General features: G+C 54.8%; 13 protein-coding genes. 10 read left to right on the forward strand and 3 right to left on the reverse strand.

Features of this window, described 5'->3' with window-relative positions; all coding sequences use genetic code 11:
* Positions 1-12: 12 nt before the first annotated feature.
* Positions 13-2,283 (forward strand): helix-turn-helix domain-containing protein, encoded by a 2,271-nt coding sequence (locus NYE33_RS08320; protein ID WP_341065438.1) that lies wholly within the window; start codon positions 13-15, stop codon positions 2,281-2,283.
* 313 nt (positions 2,284-2,596) lie between these two features.
* Here the strand turns inward: NYE33_RS08320 and NYE33_RS08325 are convergent, their stop codons facing one another.
* Complete coding sequence (locus tag NYE33_RS08325; protein WP_042140038.1) at positions 2,597-3,463, reverse strand: helix-turn-helix domain-containing protein; 867 nt, start codon at positions 3,461-3,463, stop codon at positions 2,597-2,599.
* 97 nt (positions 3,464-3,560) lie between these two features.
* Here NYE33_RS08325 and NYE33_RS08330 point away from each other — a divergent pair, with 97 nt between their 5' ends.
* The 7 genes from NYE33_RS08330 (at position 3,561) to NYE33_RS08360 (ending at position 15,858) form a co-directional block, all read left to right on the forward strand.
* Complete coding sequence (locus NYE33_RS08330) at positions 3,561-4,226, forward strand: hypothetical protein (protein WP_340942107.1); 666 nt, start codon at positions 3,561-3,563, stop codon at positions 4,224-4,226.
* A complete protein-coding gene (locus tag NYE33_RS08335; protein ID WP_341065439.1) occupies positions 4,223-8,443 on the forward strand; it encodes a glycoside hydrolase family 2 TIM barrel-domain containing protein in 4,221 nt (1,406 codons plus the stop codon). Before NYE33_RS08330 ends, NYE33_RS08335 begins: the two co-directional genes overlap by 4 nt.
* A gap of 49 nt (positions 8,444-8,492) precedes the next feature.
* Positions 8,493-10,967: a GH36-type glycosyl hydrolase domain-containing protein gene (locus NYE33_RS08340; protein ID WP_341065441.1), complete on the forward strand. Its 2,475-nt coding sequence runs from the start codon at positions 8,493-8,495 to the stop codon at positions 10,965-10,967.
* Positions 10,968-11,895: 928 nt separating this feature from the next.
* A complete protein-coding gene (locus tag NYE33_RS08345; protein ID WP_445669777.1) occupies positions 11,896-13,863 on the forward strand; it encodes a heavy metal translocating P-type ATPase in 1,968 nt (655 codons plus the stop codon).
* A gap of 197 nt (positions 13,864-14,060) precedes the next feature.
* Positions 14,061-15,002, forward strand: coding sequence for a thioredoxin-disulfide reductase (gene trxB, locus NYE33_RS08350; RefSeq protein ID WP_039308607.1), 942 nt, complete (start codon positions 14,061-14,063; stop codon positions 15,000-15,002).
* An 82-nt stretch (positions 15,003-15,084) separates the two neighbouring features.
* Complete coding sequence (locus NYE33_RS08355; protein ID WP_039308604.1) at positions 15,085-15,318, forward strand: glutaredoxin family protein; 234 nt, start codon at positions 15,085-15,087, stop codon at positions 15,316-15,318.
* 90 nt (positions 15,319-15,408) lie between these two features.
* Complete coding sequence (locus NYE33_RS08360; protein WP_341065443.1) at positions 15,409-15,858, forward strand: GNAT family N-acetyltransferase; 450 nt, start codon at positions 15,409-15,411, stop codon at positions 15,856-15,858.
* A gap of 100 nt (positions 15,859-15,958) precedes the next feature.
* Here NYE33_RS08360 and NYE33_RS08365 read toward each other — a convergent pair whose 3' ends face one another.
* Positions 15,959-16,159 carry a hypothetical protein gene (locus NYE33_RS08365; protein ID WP_039308602.1) on the reverse strand — a complete coding sequence of 67 codons (201 nt, stop codon included), beginning with the start codon at positions 16,157-16,159 and terminating at the stop codon, positions 15,959-15,961.
* A gap of 228 nt (positions 16,160-16,387) precedes the next feature.
* Positions 16,388-17,548, reverse strand: coding sequence for an ROK family transcriptional regulator (locus tag NYE33_RS08370; RefSeq protein WP_336101659.1), 1,161 nt, complete (start codon positions 17,546-17,548; stop codon positions 16,388-16,390).
* Positions 17,549-18,004: 456 nt separating this feature from the next.
* On the opposite strand from NYE33_RS08370, the gene xylA reads away from it, so the two are divergent.
* A complete protein-coding gene (gene xylA / locus NYE33_RS08375; protein WP_042140031.1) occupies positions 18,005-19,324 on the forward strand; it encodes a xylose isomerase in 1,320 nt (439 codons plus the stop codon).
* Positions 19,325-19,644: 320 nt separating this feature from the next.
* Positions 19,645-21,141, forward strand: coding sequence for a xylulokinase (xylB, locus tag NYE33_RS08380; RefSeq protein WP_341065444.1), 1,497 nt, complete (start codon positions 19,645-19,647; stop codon positions 21,139-21,141).
* Positions 21,142-21,370 lie beyond the last annotated feature (229 nt).

Below are 21,370 nucleotides of genomic sequence, written 5' to 3' on the forward strand. Positions count from 1 at the left end.
GGGATGACACCGATGCATAAGAAATGGTTGTACCGACTGATTCTTTCCTATCTGCCGATCCTGTTTGCTGTGGTATTTTGCCTGATTATCCTCTTTTTCCTGACCTTGAATGAAGCGATGGAGAGACAGACGGCCAAGGCAAACGGTGTATACGCAGAGAACGTGCTGCAGATCGTGGATACCACCCTCCGCAACCTGGAGACTACAACGATCAAAAGCCTGCTCCTGGATGATCAGGTGAGCAGTTATTTTGACCGCCCGGGGCAGCTTGACCCTTATCATGATTACGGGGTAACGGAGGTGCTGCTGGATTTCATGTCGCCGCTGCCGATGATCGATTCGGTCTATTTGTACCGTGCGGCCGACGGCAAAGTGCTGATGCAGCATTTCTCGTCCAGTCTGCCGGATTTCGGGGACCGCAGCTTTATTGAGACAGCGATGAAGAATACGGGCGGCCCTGTCTGGAGCGGAATCCGTGACCTGCAGCTTTTCTCCGGTGAGGATCAGCCCAAATCAGTCATTTCGCTGGTGGAGCAGGTGCCTTATTTCTCCGGTGAGCAGGGATTGATTGTCATTAACGTGCGGAAGCAGTCTCTGCAGGCGCTGATTCAGGATATGAACATGGCGAATACGGAGATCTGCCTGAAGGACGCCGGAGGGCGCGCTTTTGCAGGGGCGGATACCTGCTCAGACCCGCAGGCACAGGAGCAGGCGGTAAGCCGCATGTCTTCCTATACGGGCTGGACAATTAAGGTTGGAATAGCGCGCGCAGAGGCCTTCTCGCTGCTGTCAGCCTTCTCTAATGTCTGGGCGATTCTGGGCTTTGCGGCGGTCTTCGGCGGGATTGCGGCCATGACGTATATCAGCCACCGGAATTACCGTCCGATTGAGCAGGTAATGAGCCGGATTTACACGTTCGGAGCGGACCGTTCCTCAGGCTGGAAGCCGCAGAGCAAGGGGGATGATGAATTTTCCTTCATCGGCCATGCGCTGGAGAGTCTGATTGAGCAGACGAACAGCTATGAGAAGCAGCAGGCCGAAGGAATCCTGCACAGGCGGAATCAGTTGTTCAAAGAGCTGCTGGAGAACAGCGGCCAGGTGTCGGCAGAAATATGGAGCCGGGAATCGGAGCGGATTGGAATGAAAGGTGAATTTGCCGGCGCGGTTGTGGGAATTGCCGAGATTGATTTCTATGAGGCCTTTGCTGCAGACTACTCTGCCCGTGATCAGGCGTTGTTCAAATTCACCCTCCGCAGTGTGATTCAGGAGATCGCCGAGAAAGAAGGGGAACCGCTCTGGACAGAGTGGATTGGACCGGGGCGTCTCGGGCTGCTCTTCCGCCGTTCCGCCGCCGGAGCAACGGCTGATGGTGCCGAGAAGCCACTGATGATTGCCGAGAGTGCCCGCTCCTGGGTGAAGCAGCATCTCAAATTCACGGCAACCTTTGGCATCAGCGGGCCGGCGGCCGGTCTCAGCGGCTTATCGGATGCTTACCGTAAGGCTGCAGGTGCGCTGGAGCGTAAACTCACCAGTGGCCCCGACCGCGTCTATGCTGCACCGGCGGAAGGCAGTTCCCCGTCCCAGGCGGAAGGAATGGATGTGCTGGTGCAGGCCATCGGTGCCGTTCCCCAGCTGTACCGGCTGGGGAACGATGAGTGGAGGCCGCTGATGGAACGGATCTTCGGGCTGCTGGCAGGCGGCAATTACTCCAAGGAGGACATTGTCCGCCTGCTGCAGCTGCTGGAGGCTGGCCTCTCCAGGGAGATGCAGGAGCTGCCGCCGGAGATGAAGGGGATATGGAATAACGGGCGGCTGCGCGGAATTCCGCAATCTCCGGAATCCTTCGAATGGATAGAGGAGCTGCGCGGGGAGCTGCTGGCTTCTCTGGAGGAGATGGAGGAGGCGCTCCGCGGCCTGCGGATGAACCGGGAGCAGTATACGCTGGCCAACAAGGTGCGTGAGTATATTGCCCTGCATTACGCCGATCCCGATTTCTCCCTGACCCATGCCGCCGACAGCTTCGCGATGAATACCAAAGCGCTGAGCCGGATCTTCAAGGAAGAAATCGGCGAGAATTTCGTCGATTATCTGGCCCGGCTGCGGATGGACGAGGCCAAACGCCTGCTGACAGAGACCTCCGAGCCAGTCCAGAATATCGCCGAGCGGGTGGGGTATTTGTATCCGATGTCCTTCATCCGCGTCTTCAAGAAGCTGGAGGGCGTAACCCCGGGAGAATACCGCAAGGAGCGGAGCGGCCCTCCGCATGGCGAGCGGCAGGGTTAGGCCCGGCCTTGGCCCGGGCGGCTCTTGCCGGGAGATCAAGGGCGGACCAGATACATTTACCACAGGCCCAAGGGCGGGCATATAGCTTGAAAAGGCGGCAGGGGGAGTTTCCCCTTGCCGCCTTTCTTTGTACTTGTTCCCATGGAAGGGAAGTGGAGTGAAGGTTCTATTGCACTTTGTAACGAAATGCAATAGAATATCATTTTTCCGCGATTCCAAAGGAGTTTTATTGCACAAAGTACAATCAGCCAAACCCGCAACATTATCCCGGTTGCCGATATTGAGAAAACTGCAGTTTTCCACTTGTCAGCCGCTACATTCCGGCCTTATGCATCCGGTACTCGGAGGGCGTGCACAGGAACACTTTTTTGAATTGTCTGGAATAATAATTATGATCCCGGAACCCGCTGTCCATGGCCACCTGTGAGATGGTGAATCCGGCATTGCGCAGCAGCGTACAGGAATACTCCAGCCGTTTGCGGATGACATAATCCATGGGCGTCGTATGATAATTCCGGGTGAATACGCGGAGGAACTGGCGCTTCGACATATAAGCCAGATCTGCCAGAGACTGAAGTGAAATAGGCTGCAGGAAATGCTCCTCAATATAGGTAACCGCCTCACCGATCTGCAGCGCCCTGTTCTCCGTTCCGCCGCCATTCTGCCGGTAATATCGTGATAGTGTGCCGACAAGCGCGGTGAAATACGTACGGATCATCAGCCGGTAGCCGTCAGACTGCCGGTCATACTCCTCCAGAATCCGGTCCAGCAGAACAGTAGCCTCTTCCAGCTGCGCGGGCTGCAAGGAGAGCATGCCTTTGAAATACATCTCTTTGCGGAAGAACGGCTCCAGATAGAACAGCGCCTGAAACCCCGGCAGGAGCTTCAGCTCAGGCAGCTGCAGCAGCTGATCGGGATGGAACATCACATTAATGTACTCAATATTCTGCACATTTTTGTACCCATGCGAAATATCGCTGTGGATAAAAAACACCTGACCCGCCGATACGGGGTACTCCCTCCCTTCAATGATATGAATCGCGCTTCCCTCCAGAATGACCACCAGCTCCGAGAAATCATGGCAGTGAACATAATAATCCTGAGTCAGCGGGCATTTCTGAATGCGGAAAGTAAAGCCAGGCTCGAGTCCTAAATCCCGTGCATAGAGTTTATTTGTCATGTCGTTATTATGCTAAAGAAGGGCATGATCGTCAAGGAACCGTTCCGCCGTTTGCGTTAATCTTAAGAGGAAGATGACACACGGTTGGAGGGAATTTATGCAGCGATGTTTATATAGAGCCGAATGCAGAGAGGGCTGCGGCGCGGCTGCTTTTTTGGGCTCACAGGTGGAATTGCTTAATGAACGTATGGACTGGCTGGGCATTTCTTGGCTAAGCATCTTTCAAGACGGCCAGGGGCTGTTTCTATATTACGAATGCAGCGGCATGGGGGTTGAGCCGGAGCAGCTGTTTCCGGGCGCATTGGAGATCCTCAAGGTCTGGCCGGGCGGGGAGTATCCGCGGCTGTGGGTGCCGATGATGGACATTTTTCATTATCAGCAGCCGGTGTCCGGGCAGCATTGGAAGCGCAACCAGGTTCCGGGGGCGCCCTACGGCAGGCTGGCAGTACTCAAGCCGGAGCAGGTCTCAAGCTATGTCTATTACCATTATCAATATCAGGAGGAGCGCCCGGGAGACGGTGACAAATACGGGATCATCGGTCTTCATGAGAACCTGCTGTTCTTTTATTCCGAGCTGCCCGCAACCGTGGAGCCCGCTCCCTATAGGGGGAAACTCACAACCAATCTGCGTCCGGAGCAGTGGGGAGAGGTTATGGAGCCGCATTTTATCAAGTGGAAGAATGTAGAGCCGGATCAGGAAATCTGGAAAAAGCTTACGCCTGCCCTAACGATCAACCTCCCGCAAAGGGGAAAAGGAGAATGAATATGCTACGCACATCCATATGCCTGAACGGCGAATGGGATTTCATGCCGCTCTACGATCAGCCGCGCTGCCGCAGTCTTCCTGAGAGGCTGCAATATGAGGCGCGCAAGATACAGGTGCCTTCGAGCTGGCGCCACAGCTATAAGACGCCTTCGGGCAGCAAATTTGGAGAAGTACCGGACCATAACTTCGTGCCATTTGATGTGTACGGCTACCCGGGAGAATGGGATGCGGCCGAAGCTGGGGTGCTGCACCGTTCTTTTCAGGTGCCGGAGACTATGCTGGGGCAGCGGATTGTGCTGCGCTTCGATGGAATCATGCAGAAGGCAGCGGTATATCTGGACCGCGAGCGGATTGCCGTCTGGGAGGACGGGTATCTGCCTTTGCGGCTGGATATCACCCGGCTGGTGCAGCCCGGCCGGGAGCAGCAGCTGCATGTGGTATGCGGAAGCTTCGACATGGCGGTGCTCCCCTCCGGGGAGGAAAGAATCACCGGACTTGCCGGTTCGTGGTTCGGCAGGATCGCAAGGGGAATATGGCAGGATGTCTTCCTCGAAGGCTACCCGCCTGTATCGCTGGAGGATCTCACGATCCGCACCTCTGTCCGGCAGGGCATGCTGGAAGTAGAGGCCCTTATTGGGACGGAATCCGGCGGACCTGCGGTGGAATCGCTGCAGGTGTTCCTGAAAGTCAGGGAACGGAAGGCCGGTACCCTGCCTGTGAAGGGTGCAGAGCCGCTGCCGGTGCTTGAAGCGGAAGCAGGAGTAGATGTTCTGCCTGCGCAGGCAGGAGAAGGACGGCAATTATGCTGGAACACCGGCAGCCGGGAGTGGGGCGGAGCATCTTTTGCGCTGCCCTGGCAGGATGCCGTGCTGTGGAGTCCGGATCACCCGGTTCTATATGAGCTGGAGCTGGAGCTTCAGGCAGACGGGGAGGTCCTTGACCGGCGGACCGATGTATTCGGCTTCCGGGAGTTCTGGTGCGAAGGCCCGCAGTTCATGCTGAACGGGATTCCCGTTAACCTGCGGGGCGATTCCTGGCATTTCCAGGGGGCGGCGCAGCAGACAGAAGACTATATCCGCAATTGGTACCGTCTGTGCAGACAGGCGGGCATCAACAGCATCCGGCTGCATGCCGAGCCGTATCCGGCTGATTATCTGCGGATTGCCGATGAGGAAGGGATGCTGATTGTCGATGAGACAGCAATCTACGGGTCGAGCAAAACCATGGATGCTGCTCACCCTGACTTCATCTCCAATTGCCGGGCGCATGTGCAGCGGCTGGTACAGCGGGATAAGAATCACCCATCCGTCATTCTGTGGAGCGTGCAGAACGAGATGCGCTGGGTGGACGGCCGGGATACCTACAAACAGCATATCCCGGGTCTGATGGAGCTGATGAGAGCCCTTGATTCTACCCGCCCGATTATGGTGGAAGGGGATAACCGGTTGGTCACCAAGCCAGGGACAGAGGTGGAGAGCCGCCATTACAACATTGACGGCACGATCGCGCAGTGGGACCGCAGCGTTCCGCTCACCTTCGGCGAGCATGGCGGATGGTGGTACATCTGCCCGCAGAACAGCAGCATGTATGTCGGACTGGATGCATACCGTGACTCAGATGCAAGTGCTGCCGGCTTGGCCCAGAAGGAAAGGCTGTTCGTGGAGTATGCACGCCGCCAAGGTGTCTCCGGTATCTCTACCTTCAACTTCGCCCATTATTTCATGCGGGCGATGCCGGAACGGAATATTCAGCTGCCGCCTGCCGACCTGACCACACCAGGCCTTAAGCCTGCGGTAATTCCGGCTTACTCCCTTTCCCTGAACAACGGGCTGTTGCCGGAGGAATATCCGGCATTCAAGGCCAATCCCGCTTTTGCCATTATGGCTGAAGCCTTCAAGCCGGTAACATTGATTGCCGCCGAATATAACCGCTGCTTCTTCGATGATGAGCCGGTCCGCCGCAGCTTCGATGTCTACAACGATACGCTGGCAGAACAGGAAGTGACTGTTGAATGCACAGTCCGGCAAGGCGGACATGTGGTTCATAGCGAGACGTTCCGTTTCCGCCACGAGCCTGCCGCCCGCCGGAGCATCCGGCTGGAATGGATGCCGGAACCGGTCAATGGCGAAGGAGCTGGAGTGGGAGGGGATGAAGGCGTAGGAGCAAGAGCAGTAGATGGGGCAGGAGCAAGAGCAGGAGATGGGGCAGAAGCAAGAGCAGGAGATGGTGCAGAAGTAAGAGTAGGGGTGGGAGCACCAGCAGCACCAACAGAAGTAGCAGAAGCGGAAGCGGTGCTGTCTGCCCGGCTGTTCCATGGCACGGAGCTGAAGCATGAGCTTCAGTTAAGCTACCGGCTGCTGTCCGGAAGCTGCAAGACAGAGCCGGTAGAATTAGCGCTTCCCGCTTCTTATCTAGGCTCTGACCGGGACTATGAGGCGATCCGCACCCTGGTGCCCGGTCTGGTCCGGGCAGAAGCGGAGGCGGTAGAGCGGCTTGGGGGCGGGACGCTGCTGATTGTCGGCAGCCGCATGCAGGACAAGGACGGGGCGCTGGACCGGAAGCTGAGAAGCTACGTGCAGCGGGGCGGCAGATTACTGCTGCTGAAACAGCTTCACCTCTCCCCCGGCAGGCTCCCGCTGGTACGCAGGGAATTCATCCGTGCCCATGCAGGCGACTATGGACATCCGGTGCTTCGGGGCCTGGGAGCAGAGGACCTCATGTACTGGCATGAGGGGCTGCGCGAGGACGGGCCGCTGCCGATTATCCGGGCAGCGTTCGAGAAGCCGGTGACCGGTGATTTCACCCTGCTGCTGGAATGCAGCGCGGGTGACTTTGGAGACGGCGGCGATCTGTGGTCGCCGCTGCTGGAGTACCGGAGCGGAGCGGGCATGTTCCTGGCGAATCAGCTGGAGATCATGGATCATCTCCACCGGATTCCCCAGGCCTGCCTGCTGCTGCGGAGCCTGCTCCAGTATGCGGGCCGCGCAGTCCACGCGGCCGCTGTACCGGTGCCCGCTGCGGTGTGGGTCCGCAGCGGCGGGGCGGCGGAAGCCTTGCTGGGCAAGCTCCGCCTGAAGGGCCAGAGGCTGGACAGCGCCGCAGGCTTGTCCAGCCTGAACCCCGGCCTCCTGGTCGTGGAGGCCGGACTGCTGCACGGCCCGGGCGCGGCGGAAGCCGTCCGGCAGGCAGCGCAAGCAGGCAGCACAGTGCTGGTGCTGCCTGCAGAGCCAGGCGGGCAGGAGGCGCTTGCCCGCCTGCTGGACCGCTCCGTGCGTATAGCGCCGCACGGGACCTATCATCTGGCGGCGGACTACACGCACGCCGCCGTCTGCGGGATCAGCCCTGTCGACCTGTTCGGGTTCGACAAGGTGCATCTCTCGCCCCGGGACGTGGTCAACCGGGAGCTGGCCGGTCACAGGCTGGAGGTGCAGGGCGCGGAGGTGCTGTGCACCAGCGTGGAGGGCACAGCCTGGAAGGATTACTTCGCCGGGTTGCATACGGCGGAATACAGCAGGCTGGCGCTGGTCGAGCTGAACCGCAGCAAGGCCTGTGCTCCCGGAGCCTTTGTGATCCGCCAGGCAGTCGGCGAGGGTGAGATTATCTGCTCGCAGCTGCTCACCGACCCGGGCAGTGACAAAAGCCTGAGGCTGTACACCCGCCTGCTGGGCAATCTGGGCGCCGCCTTCACGGATGAGCTGCTGCAGCTGGATAAAGGAGATGCGCAGTGGGCGGTGGAAGCCGCGATGACGCTGTTCTGTCCGCCGTATACCGATTATCAGGCCATGAAGGATTACTATACCGACCCGGAATTCTCCCTGAACAATCTGGGCGAAGGCCTGTACGGCTGGATGAAGAAAAAAGAACGGCGCGAAGACGGAACGCTGCTGATCCCGGCACCGGAAGGCCGTCCGCTGTTTCTGAGCTGCTTCGTGCATCTGCCTGCGCCCGTCTCCGGCAGCGGGGAACCTGCGAATATCCGAACCGGCAGGCTGCGGGTGAACTCAGAATGTGCTTACGAGATCTATATGAACGGTCAGCATGTGACTCAGCCGGAGCGGGAGATCATTTTGAGAAAAGGAATCAACCGGCTGGTTGCCATCGTCCGGGGAGGCCGGGAGGATATCTCCTTCGGCATGGTTTTCCTGAACCCGGATGGCACGTATATGAATGATTTGGAGTTCCGCATGACAATGGATGAGGTTGAGCCTAAATAAGCAATAAGAATAAGCAATGAGTAATCCTAAATGGAGAGGAGTCAGACTAATGACAAAGCAACCGGGAACAATCCATCCGGCAGGCCATTCCGGCCGCACACAGAGTAACAAGGCTGCAAAACCGGCAGCCGGGGGCAGCGCGTTTGCCCGCGGGCAGGAGCTGGACCAGTATTTCACCTTCCGCGATGACGCGAAGGAGGTAGAGTTCAAGCGCCATGATATGCCGACCCCATGGCTGAACTATTTATCCAACGGCACCTTCCATACCATGCTGTCCCATGCGGGCGGCGGATTAGCCTTTTATAAATCCCCGCAGATCTGGCGGATTACACGCTACCGTTTCTTTCATCTGCCGACCGACCGTTCCGGTCCTTATATTTACCTGCAGGATGCCGGAACGGGCAGCTATTGGTGCCCTACCTATGAGCCTGCTTTTCAGAAGCCGCAGGAGTGGAAGGGCAGCCATGGCATGGGGTATACCCGCTTTGAAGCCGCGCAGGATGAAGTTTCGGCAAAGACCGTTTATTTTGTCGGACCTTACGAGAACTCGCTGATCTGGAATTTGACGCTGACTAACCATAGTACAGAGGTCAAGGAGCTGAACGTGTATGCCTATGCCGAGTTTGGCATGATGGAATTCATGCGCGAGCTGCAATGGCAATGCTACAACAAGCATCAGGTGTCGGTGCAGTATCATGACAAGGAAGCCCTTATCTACAAGTACGGAGTTGAGAATCAGCCCAAGCCGGATGAGACGCCGCTGGTCTATATGATGTCGGATGCGCCTCTGGCCGGTTATGACGGGGACCGGGAGGAATTCATCGGCAGCTACCGCAGTGAATCGAATCCGGCTGCGGTTGAGCAGGGCGGCTGTACCGGCTCGACAATACTTGGCGGAGATCCTTGCGGAGCGCTTCAGGTTCAAGTGAGGCTGCAGCCCGGCGAGACCCGTACCGTGAACTTCTTCCTGGGGACGGCGATGAATGAGGCTGAGATCGAACAGGCCATCGGCCATTCCCGGGAGACGGATTTCGTCACCCGTTCCTTTGCGGCGCTTAAGGAGAACTGGGACAGCTATCTGGGCGCCTGGAACTGCGAATTGCCGGATAAAGATGCGCAGCGCATGATCAATATCTGGAATCCGTATCAGTCGCAGCGGAACTTTCTTTTCTCGCGCAATATTTCGTTCTATGCTACGGGGACATTCCGTGGAGTAGGCTACCGGGATACCGCCCAGGATATATTGGCCGCAGTTCCATTAGATCCGGAGGCGGCCAAAGACAAGGTCCGCCTGCTGCTTGGGCAGCAGTATCAGGACGGACATGTGAATCATTACTTTTTCCCGAATGAGGGCTGGGACCCGGTGACCAGTATTCACTCGGATGACCACCTGTGGACGGCGCTGGCCGTATGGGATATTCTCGCAGAGACCGGCGATGCCGGATTCCTGCAGGAGAGTCTGCCTTTCTATGATGGCGGGGAAGCACCGCTGTATGATCATTTGAAGCGTGCGGTAGACTTCACCGTCTCCCGGCTGGGGCCGAACGGCTTCCCGCTGATGCTCCGCTCGGACTGGAATGACCAGCTGTTCCGCGTATGCCGTGAGGGCAGAGGGGAGAGCATCTGGACGGCGATGCAGTTCGGAACCGTGCTGCTGCGCATGAAGGACCTGGCGGCGGCAGCCGGTCATCCGGAGCATGCGGCGGATTATGACAGGCTGTACGAGGAGCAGAAGCGGCTGGTGAACACGCTCGGTTGGGACGGCCAATGGTTCCGGCGGGCAGTCATGGATGACGGGCGTTATCTGGGCACCGCAGAGCATGATGAAGCCCAGATCTGGCTTAACGCCCAGACCTGGGCAACCCTGTCCGGCATGGGTGAGCCTGATAAAGCGCTCCAGGCCATGGACAGTGTCCGCGACATTCTGGATACGGAGCTTGGCATTAAGAAGCTGCACCCGTCCATTACCAATTTCCCCGATCCTGCAGATCCATTGACCAATTACAACAAGGGGACAGGCGAGAACGGGGCCGTCTTCTGCCACGCCAATACCTGGGCGATTATTGCGGAATGCATGCTGGGCAGAGGAGATCAGGCCTACAAATATTACCGCCAGCTGATTCCTAATATTGCGATGGAGCAAGCCGGATTATGGCGCTATAAAGCGGAACCGTATGTCTATGCCTCCAACCTGTTCGGACCGGAATCTGACAGATTCGGGCTGGCGAATGTATCCTGGCTGACCGGAACTGCTGCGTGGATGTATGTAGCCGCTACGCAGTATATTATGGGCATTAAGCCCGTACTCGGCGGACTGTCGGTTAACCCGTGCATCCCGTCTTCCTGGGAGGGCTTCTCCGTTTCCCGGAGATTCCGCGGCTGCTTGTATGAGATTACCGTGAAGAACGAGAACGGTGTCTGCACAGGCGTCAAGGAAATCCGTGTTGACGGTGAACTGCTGGCAGGTACGGTAGTTCCTGTCTATCCGGATCGTAGCTCGGTGAAAGTGGAGGTTCTACTATAGTTGTAGGCAGAGCTTAATGCATACTCAAAAGTGTCCCGCCAGCTGCACCAGCAGAATTATGGCGGGGCATATTTTTATTCCTCGGAATAGCAATTATCCTCAAATTTTCCGTCACGGGATGCTGCGGCGGCCGGAAATAGCAGTTGGATTTTCTCCACTTGCTGATGAACGAAGAGCGTCTGCTGAAACAGCAGTTGGATAAACAGCACTTAAATCGCTGCGTATGAGCTACATGAAGGTAAATGAACCGAATTAAATGCCTTTTTTCCATTTGCTTGCTTGAAATCACTTCATTCATCCGAATTAAGATACGTTTTTCCACTTATATAAGCCGAACTTAAGAATGATGATATGGCCTGCCGATGGACGAACCCCTTGCTACCCAAGGGTTCCGCCCATGCAGCAAGTTAGATACTTAAGTTCACTCTATATAGCATCATATGGGCGGACTCTCATAACAGCACTCAGCAGCCGGCTTATGCAAACTCCACACACCGTTCGCTCGCACTACCAGTGCCATTCTCAGCAGCCTCCATAAATTCCTCAAAACTTCCCTTAAAACTTCCCCCAACCGGCGCGCGGGCTTTGCTCAAGGTGGAGGTCAACCCTCCGAAAAAACAGGCTTGTTTCCGGGTTTACTTTTCCGCCGGGCGTGATATAGTATAGCTATAAGTTGCATTGAGGAAATATAGTTGCATTATCGCAACAATGATTATCATTCTCATTTAACATGCTGTCCCGGCTAAGCCGGGGCAGCATGTGTCATTTTAAGGGTCTTAATAATGGCTCTCATTCTCAGTCGGGTCATAATGGTTCTCATTCTGCTCTCATTCTCAATTGCGCATAATGGTTCTCATTCTGGATCTCATTCTGGATCTCATTCTCAAGTGTGCCTCTTATACAACTACAATCAGGAAGGTGATTTATAATGCAAGCAACCTCGAAAGAAATGCCTAAATCCGTCGCGCGTCAAGGAGGCGCTAAGCAGCCGCGGACGCCGGAGCCGCGCCGCTTCGATCCGCTGGCTATGATCTCAAACGCCGAAATGCAGGCAGCGCTCGGAAGCGGGCTAATGATGCTGATCGCCTGGGCCGCCAGCGGCTGGTCTGAGACGATATCCGTTATTCTCTATGTGATCTCCTATTCGATAGGCGGCTGGATCAAGGCGAAGGAAGGCGTGGAGACGCTGGTCAAGGAGCGCGATCTGGATGTCAATCTGCTGATGATTGCTGCGGCTCTAGGCGCAGCTTCCATCGGTTACTGGAATGAAGGCGCGATGCTGATCTTCATCTTCGCGCTGAGTGGCGCGCTCGAGAGTTACACGATGGAGCGCAGTAAGAAGGATATCTCCTCGCTGCTGGCGCTCAAACCTGCCACGGCTGTGCGCATTGAGCAGGGGGCAATGAATGAGGTGGCGATTGATCTGCTGGCCATCGGAGATCTGCTGCTGGTCCGTCCCGGGGAGCTTATCCCTGCAGATGGCAAGGTATGCCGCGGGGAATCCTCTGTTAATCAGGCGTCCATTACCGGAGAATCGCTTCCCGTTGACAAAGCAGCCGGAAGTGAAGTGTTCGCCGGTACAGTGAATGGCGAAGGCCCGCTATATATTGAAGTTACCAAATCGGCAGAAAATACTTTGTTCGCCAAGATCATCCGGATGGTTGAAGAAGCCGAGAATGAAGTGCCGGATTCACAGCGTTTTATCAAACGGCTTGAATCCGTCTATGCCCGCGTTGTAGTAGCCGCAACGGCCCTGTTGATTACTTTGCCGCCGTTTCTGCTGGACTGGAGCTGGAGCGATACCTTCTATAAAGCAATGGTCTTCCTGGTAGTGGCTTCTCCGTGTGCACTCGTGTCCTCCATTATGCCGGCCATGTTGTCGGCCATCTCGAAGAGTGCGCGCAAAGGGATTCTCTTCAAAGGCGGTGTCCACCTGGAAAATATGGCACGTACCTCCGTAGTTGCTTTTGACAAAACAGGTACATTGACGGAAGGGGTTCCGCAGGTCACGGATTTCATCGCCGGAGAAGGGTATGGACGCGAAGCGCTGCTGTCCGTCAGTGCTTCGATTGAGAAGCTGTCCGGCCACCCGCTTGCGGAGGCTATTGTTGCGCTTGCCGAAGCCGAGCAGGTAGAGCTGCACAATATTGAAGAGAGCAAATCGGTTACCGGCTGGGGCATTGAGGGAACCATTAACGGCCAGCTGTGGCGGATCGGCAAGTCCAATCTGCTGGATGAAGTGGACGGCGCTGAACCGCAGGAGGGTTCGGAAGACTGGAGAGCGCTGCGCAGCCGACTGGAGCAGGAAGGGAAGACAGTATCGCTGATTCTCGCCGGAGACACCATCGCCGGAATGATTGCGCTGCAGGATACGGTGCGTCCCCAGGCGGAGACGGCGGTGCGCAAGCTGCAGGAGCTGGGCATTAAGGTAGCGATGCTTACCGGTGACCGTGAGGCCACCGCACAGGTGATCGCCGGGAAGACCGGAGTGGACCTGGTATTCGCCGGTCTTTTGCCGGAAGATAAGGTATCGCATATCAAATCGCTTCGTGAACAATACGGCCATGTGATTATGGTGGGTGACGGTGTTAATGATGCGCCTGCGCTGGCTACAGCAACGGTTGGTATGGGGATGGGAATGAAAGGCAGCGGAGCTGCACTGGAGATTGCCGATGTGGTGCTGATGAACGATAATATCGAGGAGATTGCTTCTACAATTGCCCTGGCCCGCCGCACGCAGCGGATTGTGAAGCAGAATATGATTTTTGCCGTGACGGTGATAGCTACACTGATGATCAGCAACTTTGTGCAGGGGATCGCGCTGCCGTTTGGCGTGGTGGGCCATGAGGGCAGCACCATTCTTGTAATCCTTAACGGACTGCGTCTTTTGCGCTAAAAAAGCCGGAACGACCGTTTAACCGGCCCAGCCAAATATTTAATTGCTTAAAATTGAATTGTTCACAAAATAGGAACGTTTTCACCGTGTCTGGCATATTGACATATTCCCTTGAGATGATCATAATAAATACTACATTATAATAATTTTAATTAAGAAATGGCGTCTTTGCCGTCCATCTCAAGGAGGATATAATCATGTACAAATCAATTATTGTAGGTACTGGACCGGCCGGATTGACGGCTGCCATATACTTGGCCCGGGCGAACCTGAGCCCGCTCGTTATTGAAGGTCCGCAGCCAGGCGGACAGCTTACGACTACAACAGAAATCGAGAACTTCCCAGGATTCCCGGAAGGCATTTTGGGTCCGGATCTGATGGACAATATGCGCAAGCAGGCTGAACGTTTCGGAGCACAGTTCGTTACCGGCTGGGTGAACAGTGTAGAGCTGGGCGAACGTCCGTTCAAGCTGAATGTTGAAGGCATGGGCACACTGGTTACAGATACATTGATTATTTCCACCGGTGCTACAGCGAAATATCTCGGAATTCCCGGGGAGCAGGATAATATCGGACGCGGTGTCAGCACTTGCGCAACCTGTGACGGATTCTTCTTCCGCGGCAAAGAAATCGTGGTTGTCGGCGGCGGCGATTCGGCGCTGGAGGAAGCGGGCTTCCTGACAAGATTCGCGTCAAAGGTAACCCTGGTGCACCGCCGCGAAGAGCTGCGTGCCTCCAAGATTATGCAGGACCGTGTACGTGACAATGCCAAAGTTACCTGGGGACTCAACCGTACGCCTGTTGAAGTTATTGCCGGAGACAAAGGTGTGACTGGCCTGAAGGTGATTAACAATGAGACCGGTGAAGAAGAGTTCATTGAAGCCAGCGGTGTATTCGTAGCTGTAGGCCATCATCCGAATACTTCTTTCCTGGGCGGACAAATCACTACGGATGCTAACGGCTACATTGTGTCGAATCCCGGAACCTCCGAGACGAATATTCCCGGCGTGTTTGCTTGCGGTGACGTGCAGGATACCCGTTACAGACAAGCGATTACGGCTGCAGGCAGCGGCTGTATGGCGGCGATGGATGCCGAGAAATATATCGAGAGCCTGGAGCACAGCGCGGTTATTCTGTAAGATTCCATTTGGAATAGAAGGCACTCCGGTGCTACAATAGATCACAGATTCTTATACTTACAAATTAGGAGGAGATCATACTATGGAGAATGTAATTGTGTACACTTCAACCAATTGTCCGCATTGCCGTCAGGTGAAGAGCTTCCTGAACGATAAAGGTGTAGCCTACGAAGAGCGCAACATCGAGCAGAACGATGATTATGCACAGCAGGTATGGGATATGGGAATGAGAGCTGTTCCTATTACGGTTATCGGTGAGTTCAAAATCGTCGGCATGAACAAAACCAAGTTCGACAAGGCTTTGGCTACGATTTAAGGAATAGCTGGCCGGACTTAAGGAGAATACAGTAGCCGCTTCCCTCCGGAGGCGGTTTTTCGTTGTCCTGAATGAGAGGAGAAGGGTGAATTGTTAATCAGCTTAAAGAATTACTGGGACAGCGATGCGGTGAAGAGCCTGCTCGCAGAATGTATGTGGACGGATGATCAGAGAGTTAACGAAGAGCTGAAGAGATACCTTGCTGCGGAGGGCTGTGAGCTGTTTGGCTGCTTCATTAACGGGGAACTGGCCGGAATCACAGGAATCAGCTGCGCTGCTGCACATGAGGTGGAGATCAGACATCTGGCTGTCCAGAAGAATTGGCGCGGACGCACGATTGGCAGCAATATGATCGCAGAAATTGCCGGTTGGGAGCAGGTAGAGCTGCTGAGGGCAGAAACGGATCAGGATGCGGTAGGCTTTTATAGCAAGGCAGGGTATGAGATTCACAGTCTGGGAGAAAAATATCCGGGGATTGAGCGGTTTGAGTGTGTACTGCGCACCAGGGGAACAACGGATATATCAAAAAGCAGTCTTTGAATCCAGGCTGCTTTTTGTATTTCCCGCTAAAACAGATACATGAAGGGGATACAAGATATCGCTGTCTTGCAAGCGTGAACCCCGTTTGGAGGCCGCTAGGCTAAGTATGGGTAAACGACATGACAATTTGAAAAACAGCATATACGGCAATGCCGCTGCTAATGAGCATGAATCCGGATTTCTTCCTCGATTGGAACAGGCGCAGGACGCCAAGGCTGATGAGTGGGGCGATAATAAGCAGCAGCAGCAGCACGGTGATGAACATCTTCGCCGAAATATCTGACGTATCAACATAGGTCATGGACGCTCTCTCCATTCAGAAAAAGGGGTATGGTGATAAATGTCACACGTATATCCTTATTATATAGGATTGCTATTCCTTTTAGTGCAGGAAATGCTGCTGCAAATGCGGCAATTTTACGAAAATATAAGAGCTTGTATATTCTACGCTAAAATTATCCTTCTATTTCTCTCTAAAACGGGTGCCCTCCTAAAAAAGGAAGGCACCCGTTTCTACTTGTCAACTTGTCTATAAGGTTACCCGGATGTTGCCGAGAAAGTGCATGACCGCAGAAAAGCCTGCGCCAACCATCGTTCCGCGGCTGCCCAGCCTGGAGAAAGTGATCTCAAGCTGCTGCTTGTGGTAAGGCAGCGTACGCTCGGCTACTACCCGGCGCAGCGGCTCGCCCAGCCACGGTTCAGCTTCAGACAAGGCTCCCCCAATGACAATCAGCTCCGGATTGAAGCTGTTGATCAGATTAGTGACCCCGATGCCCAGATATTCCCCGATGGAGCTAAAGTGCCGCAGGGTATCCGGCTGCCCCTCCAGCGCATACGCCACCAGTTCGGTCGTGGTGCGGGCAGGCAGGGAAAGGCCTGGATTATCGTACGTTTTCTCCGAAGCATAGAGCTCCCAGCAGCCCCGGCTGCCGCAGCTGCAGGGCTTGCCTTCCGCCTCAATCGTCATATGCCCGGTCTCCCCGGCGTATCCGCGTGCACCCTTATACAATTCTCCGCCGATGATGATTCCGGACCCGATCCCCGAACCAGCGCTGATATACAGCAGATGGCGCACATCTCGCGCCGCCCCGAAGTTCAGCTCCCCTTGTGCCCCGGCATTGGCTTCATTGTCAATGGTGACCGGAACAGCGAAGGCGCTTTCCAGAATCGACCGCAGATCGACCATTTCCCAGCCAAGGTTGGGCGCAAACAGGACGACTCCGTGTTCATCCACCATTCCCGGCACGCCGACTCCGATGCCGACAATGCCATAGGGCGAAGGAGGCGCCTCGGCAATCAGCTCCGAGATCATCTGCTGCATCTGCCCAAGTACATAAGGGAAGTCGTGGGCCTCCAGCGCACAATCCCGTTCATGAAGAATACCGCCTCCCAGATTGCAGAGCACGGCCTTAAGCTGTTTAACGCGCAGCTCGATCCCGATAACGGTTCCGGCCATTTCGTTAAAATGCAGCATAAGCGGCTTGCGTCCCCCGCTGGATTCTCCGGGACCGGCTTCGGTAACCAACTCCTGCCCGCAGAGCTCGGCGACTAGATTGGAGACCGTAGCCTTATTAAGGCCTGTCATCTCGGACACCTTGGCCCGGGAGACGGGGGACTGCATACGGATCGTATGTAAAATAATCGATTTGTTGATTTTTTTGACCAGCGCCTGATCACCGGTAACTTTCAAGAAGCACACTTCCTTTTTTGAAATATAAGACTATCCGGCCTGCTGAGTACGTCACATAACAATGAGGAAGGCACTCGATCAGGGCGGAGCTTATAGGTTTCGGTTTTCCCGCATACGTAATGCATTAAGCCTTGAAGCAGCGCTTACGCGGAGAAGGTATGCCATTTAGTCTAGAATGAAGAGCGGCAAAAAGCAACTAGATTAACGTCCGGGTGAGGCGGGGAAATTACAGTTATACGCATAGGCTGCACTGCCGGAGGGTACTTTATGTTCAGCATCATCAGGTGAAAATCAAGCGAGAAGAGAGAGGCTGCTCTGCCCGGCACAGAATAAAAAACAGGCAAAATAAAAGTTCTCAAAAACTTTGTTTAACCAATATACAAAGTCCTGAAGATGTGATAAGATGTTGCTGTAAACGCTTGCGGGCGAAGCAAAATATCGAGGAGGATTTTACAAATGGCTTATTTTGAAACAGTGAGCAAGATCTCTTACGAGGGAAGCCGTTCCACTAACCCTTACGCATTCAAATTCTACAACCCTACAGAAATCGTTGCCGGCAAAACTATGGAAGAGCACCTGAAATTTGCAATGGCATATTGGCATACATTAACAGCTGGCGGTTCCGATCCGTTCGGCGCTGAAACTGCAGTCCGCGCTTGGGATAAGCTGAGCACACTGGACAAGGCTAAAGCCCGTGCAGAAGCAGCATTCGAATTCATGGAGAAGATGGATCTGCAGTACTACTGCTTCCATGATGTGGACATCGCTCCTGAAGGCGCGTCCCTGCGTGAATTCTACAGCAACATCGATACAATCGTAGATATCCTTGAACAAGGCATGAAGGCTTCCGGCAAAAAATTGCTGTGGAACACAGCTAACATGTTCACCAACCCGCGCTACATGCACGGTGCAGGCTCCACTTGCAACGCTGATGTGTTCGCACACGCTGCTGCACAAGTGAAGAAAGGTCTGGAAGTTGGTAAACGTCTGGGCGCTGACAACTATGTATTCTGGGGCGGCCGTGAAGGTTACGAAACGCTGCTGAACACCAATATGAGTCTTGAGCAGGACAACATTGCCCGCCTGTTCAGCATGGCTGTTGATTATGCTAAGGAAATCGGCTTCGACGGCCAGTTCCTGATCGAGCCTAAACCGAAAGAGCCTACCAAACACCAATATGACTTCGATGCAGCAACCTGTATCGCATTCCTGCAGAAGTACAACCTGGATAAGCACTTCAAGCTGAACCTTGAAGCTAACCATGCCACACTGGCCGGCCATACGTTCGAGCATGAGCTGCACGTAGCCCGTATCAACGGCATGCTGGGATCGCTTGATGCGAACCAGGGCGATCCATTGCTCGGCTGGGATACCGATGAATTCCCTGCAAGCATCTACGATTCTACTCTGACTCTGTACGAAGTACTGAAGAACGATGGTCTGGGCAAAGGCGGAATCAACTTTGACTCCAAAGTGCGCCGTCCTTCCTTCGAGCCTGAGGATCTGTTCCTGGCACATATCTCCGGTATGGACGTATATGCCAAGGGTCTGAAGGTAGCTGCTAAGCTGCTGGAAGACGGCGTATTCGAGAACTTCATTGCTGAGCGTTACAGCAGCTTCAATGAAGGTATCGGCGCGGACATCGTATCCGGCAAAGCGACACTTGCTTCGCTTGCTGACTATGCACTGAACAACGAAAACCCGCGTCCGAACAAGTCCGGACGCCAGGAACTGCTAAGAGCTACACTTAACCAGTACATCCTGACAGTAGAGTAAGACTGCACCGGATTTGCGGCAGCTGCCGCAGATTCATCAGAGGATAAACGCAACGGGGGTTGCTGAAGAGAGCATTCTTCGGCAGCCCCCTTTTATTGGTGGAGAATAGATGTGCACGGCGTAGAATGGCTGATGCACAGGCTTCGGTAATAGGGTTAATGCTTCATATAATTAAGCAGATGCTTACGAAGCGAGTTTTGCTCGAAGTGAATTCAGGAAGCAGAAGCTCGCAAAACTTAAGATTATGCTTACGAAGCGAGTTATATTGCGGAGATGTTCCAATAGAAGTAATGCTTCATATAACTTTTAGGAGGATAACTATGAAATATGTAATCGGTGTCGATCTCGGAACCAGCGCAGTGAAGACTGTATTGGTAGATCCCCAGGGCAAAGTTGCGTTCGAGCACTCTGAGGCTTATCCGCTCAGCAGACCCCAGCCGAACTGGAGTGAGCAGAATCCGGAGGATTGGGTTAAAGGAACGATCGTCAGCCTGAAGCGGCTAATGGAGGTATCCGGTGTAGATTCTTCGCAAGTGGATGGAATCAGCTTCTCCGGTCAAATGCACGGACTGGTGCTCGTTGACGGTGAAGGTAAGGCTCTGCGTCCGGCGATCCTGTGGAACGATACACGCACAACAGCCCAGTGCCGCAAGATTGAGAAGACGCTTGGCGGCAAGCTGATCGAAGTTGCCAGAAACCGCGCGCTGGAAGGCTTCACGCTTCCGAAGATTCTTTGGGTTCAAGAGAACGAGCCGGAGGTATTGGCGCAGGCTGAGCTGTTCCTGCTGCCGAAGGATTATGTGCGTTACCGCCTGACCGGTGACTACGCTATGGATTATTCAGACGCAGCCGGAACCCTGCTGCTCGACGTAGGCTCCAAGCAGTGGAGCCCGGAGATTGCCGAAGCCTTCGGTCTGCCGCTCTCTATCTGCCCTAGACTTGTGGAATCCTTCGAGCAGACCGGAACCCTGCTTCCGGAGATTGCCGAAGCTTCCGGATTGCTGCCTTCCACCAAGGTGTTCGCCGGTGGTGCAGACAATGCCTGCGGCGCACTCGGTGCCGGAATTCTGGGTGAAGGCCGGACGATGTGCAGCATCGGTACTTCCGGAGTCGTGTTGTCTTATGAGAGCAACAAGGATCTTAACCTTGAAGGCAAAGTCCATTTCTTCAACCATAGTGAGAAGGATGCCTTCTACATCATGGGCGTTACACTGGCGGCGGGCCACAGTCTGACCTGGTTCAAGGAGGCTTTTGCCGCTGAGAAGAGCTTCGACGAATTGCTCCAGGGCGTAAATGAGATTCCGGCTGGCAGCGGCGGCCTCTTGTTCACACCGTATATCAGCGGAGAACGTACACCGCATCCGGATGCGAACATCCGCGGCAGCTTCATCGGCATGGATTCCGGCCATACACTGTCCCACTTTACACGCGCTGTGCTGGAAGGCATCACCTTCTCGCTGCGTGAATCAATTGAGATTGTACGTGAATCCGGCAAAGAGATCACCGAGGTGGTGGCTATCGGCGGCGGCGCCAAGAATGAAGCCTGGCTGCAGATGCAGGCCGATATCTTCGGCGCTTCGATCATCAAGCTGGAGAGTGAGCAAGGTCCGGCTATGGGCGCGGCGATGCTGGCTGCTTACGGTGCCGGCTGGTTTGAATCGCTGGGAGCGTGCGCGGAAGCCTTCATCCGTCCGGCTGAAACCTACACTCCTAATGCAGAGCAGGCTGCAATCTACGACGGCATCTTCGCCTTGTACCAGGATGTTTACAGCCAGACCCGCGAACTGAATGAGAAGCTGGCTTTGTATCGTAAATAATTTAGTGTAAAATATAAACAATCACATATTTTAATGAACTTGTATAAGTTGAACTTAATTCCATACCAAAAGGGCTATAGTAACGGAGGGGAATTTTGGAACTGGAAGGAGCGACAGCGTCCGCCTGAAAGCTTTCCGCAGGAAAGCTCGCTCCGGAAGCATCATCAGTCTGCGGATTTCCACCGCGAACAGCGGTTTGAATTCAAGAAATCTGGGGACAACAGCGGCC

The sequence above is a fragment of the Paenibacillus sp. FSL R10-2199 genome (assembly GCF_038000235.1).
GTDB lineage: Bacteria > Bacillota > Bacilli > Paenibacillales > Paenibacillaceae > Paenibacillus_AQ > Paenibacillus_AQ phytohabitans.